This is a genomic window from Flavonifractor sp. DFI.6.63, from assembly GCF_024462255.1.
Classification (GTDB): Bacteria; Bacillota; Clostridia; order Oscillospirales; family Oscillospiraceae; genus Lawsonibacter_A; species Lawsonibacter_A hominis.
On sequence record NZ_JANGBE010000125.1, the window covers coordinates 1 to 290 of the forward strand.

Consider the following 290-nt stretch of genomic DNA (forward strand, 5'->3'; position numbering starts at 1 on the left):
TGAATGAATTAGAAGAAAATATTATTATTAAAGGGGTTTTATTGGAAGCTATTTCGATAGACTTTTCGGAAGAACTCTCTAATAATAAAGAGGTTTCTGTATCTCCACGTTTCAAACGAAAAATGATGGCAATGATGAATAACCCCAATAAATGGGCAGAGCGGCACAAGAGAGATTATAGGAGGCGATTTGTAAAGGTAGTAGCAACAATAGTCTTGACGTGTTCTTTGCACTTTGTAGTTTTGACGGTAGCAAGTCCACGGTCAGAGCCGCTGTAATTGACTGGGTTG

At 38.3% G+C, this 290-nt stretch carries 1 protein-coding gene; it reads left to right on the forward strand.

Annotation, left to right across the window (positions count from 1 at the left end; translation table 11 throughout):
- The coding region (locus NE547_RS18175; protein ID WP_256176640.1) for a hypothetical protein at positions 1-278 on the forward strand (278 nt) is incomplete at its 5' end.
- Positions 279-290 lie beyond the last annotated feature (12 nt).